This is a genomic window from Planktothrix sp. FACHB-1355, assembly GCF_014748295.1.
Taxonomy (GTDB): Bacteria; Cyanobacteriota; Cyanobacteriia; order Cyanobacteriales; family Aerosakkonemataceae; genus Aerosakkonema; species Aerosakkonema funiforme_A.
Genome location: NZ_JACJUP010001212.1, coordinates 1 through 2,060, shown reverse-complemented (window position 1 = coordinate 2,060; position 2,060 = coordinate 1). Strand labels below are relative to the sequence as shown.

General features: G+C 40.4%; 3 protein-coding genes. All 3 read left to right on the top strand.

Annotated features, from left to right (window positions below; translation table 11 throughout):
* Positions 1-353 (top strand): FAD-binding domain-containing protein (locus tag H6S82_RS30885; protein ID WP_277926624.1); only part of this gene is annotated, 353 nt, incomplete at its 5' end.
* Positions 354-624: 271 nt separating this feature from the next.
* Positions 625-1,044, top strand: coding sequence for a hypothetical protein (locus H6S82_RS30880; protein WP_190463865.1), 420 nt, complete (start codon positions 625-627; stop codon positions 1,042-1,044).
* A gap of 23 nt (positions 1,045-1,067) precedes the next feature.
* Positions 1,068-1,973, top strand: a complete 906-nt coding sequence (locus H6S82_RS30875) for an MvdC/MvdD family ATP grasp protein (protein WP_190463866.1) — start codon at positions 1,068-1,070, stop codon at positions 1,971-1,973.
* Positions 1,974-2,060: the final 87 nt, after the last annotated feature.

Sequence of the window (2,060 nt, the reverse complement as noted above, 5' to 3'; positions counted from 1 at the left end):
ATCACGCACGGATGTGGATGGCAGCTTACATAGTGCATTGGCGGCGCGTTCGTTGGCAAGTTGGTGCAAAATGGTTTCTGGAACATTTGCTAGATGGCGACCCTGCCAGCAATAATCTTTCTTGGCAGTGGGTAGCCAGCACTTTTAGCCACAAGCCTTACTTTTTCAACCGCGAGAATTTGGAACGTTACACAGAAGGAGTTTATTGTCGCCAATGTCCTTTTTACGGTCATTGCGATTTTGAAGGTAGTTACGAAGAACTGGAAAAGCGCTTGTTCCCAAAAGCCCAACCGTTTGAAAATCGCAGCGGTAGTCAAAGTTGGCAGCGAGGGAAAAAAGGGGGTCGGGGTTAGAAAGTCAAAAGTCAAAAGTCAAAAGTCAAAAGTTAGAAGAAAAAAGGCACTCAGGTTAAAATGACTGATAGATATCTTTACCAAAGAATCTCAACTTTTTTACATTCGTAGATGTGAAGCATTTGGACGAAAATTTATGTTGAATCGTCTAGATTTTATGTCCAACTACTTCACAAAACAAGATCTGCAAATACACCATAGGTGATAATTTATTTGGATGATAAGTCTGATGAACAATCAACAATCAACTATTAACAACTAACAATTAACAATGAGCAAGAAATCGATCGTCTGGGTGCATGGTGATTGTCTGAGTCCCTATAGCCCCGCACTCAAAGAATGCCCTGATGTAGCGGCGATTTGGGTTTGGGATGATGCTTTGTTGGCAGAATGGCAAATCGGTCTCAAACGCATCGCATTTATCTATGAATGTTTGCTAGAATTGCCCGTGGTTATCCGTCGCGGTAATGTGGCAGATGAAGTAATCGCTTTTGCTAAAGAACATAACGCGGATTTGGTTGTGACGGCAGAAAGCCCCAGCCCTCGGTTTGATGCTATCTGCAAAGAAATTGAGCGTTCTGTAGCGATCGAAGTGTTGGCGATCGAGCCATTTTTAGACTACGATGGCTATATCGATTTGAAGCGCTTTTCCCGCTACTGGAAAGTAGCCGAACAGTATGTTTTTGGCTAAGTAATTTTTCCTGCATTGGCGAAATGAACATTCTGATTCTGGGTAATGCTGAAGATGCTCATGCTTTACATTTAAATAATGTACTGACGAAAATGGGGGTGAGTGTCGATTATTTAGATACTCGGTTGTTTCCCACACAAGTAAAAATAACTTTTCAACCTCAAACTGAAGCGGGATGGTTGCTGCTTCCCAATGGAAGAGAATTGGCTTTTGCAGATATCAAAAGCGTATTTTGGCGTACTTTTTCTGGAGTTAATGTTCCGAATTTACAAAATTCTTATCATCAAACTGTGGCGGTAAACGATTCTATGAGCGTTTTGCGATCGCTCATGCAAGCTTGTCCCGCCAAATGGGTGAATTCTTGGTCGGCATATGAGTTTCACAAAGAGAAACCGTTGCAGCTGCGTAAGGCAAAACAAATTGGCGTCACCATTCCCGCTACGACGATCGCAAACGATCCGAAAAGATTGGTGGAATTCGCGCAAGCTTACGAAAAAGTTATTTTCAAGCCAGTTTATGGAGGTTCGCACACGCAATTTTTGACAGAAGAACATCTAGAACCTAAAAGAATGAGTTTAGCTCTAAATATTTCTCCTGTGACTTTACAAGAATATATCCCTGGCACAAATATTCGCAGTTATGTCATTGGTGAGGACGTTTATGCAGCGGAAATCAGGAGCGATAGCTTAGACTTTCGGGAAGATTCAAAAGCAGAATTAATTCCTGTTGAATTGCCGGAAGCGATCGAAAATCAGTGTTTGGCTATTAGGAAAGCATTTATGTTAGAATGGACAGGTATTGATTGGCGATTGAAGCCTACAGGTGAATATGTTTTCTTAGAAGCTAATTTTAGCCCTATGTTTCTTCATTTTGAGCGAATAACAGGTTTTCCTATCACTCAGAGTTTAGTCAAAATTTTGACAAATTAAATAAAAATATTAAAAGTTATATTTTATCAAAAATAAAAATACCAAACTCATCCACTAGAAAAGATAGGTTTGTTTAAAGGTTTTTCG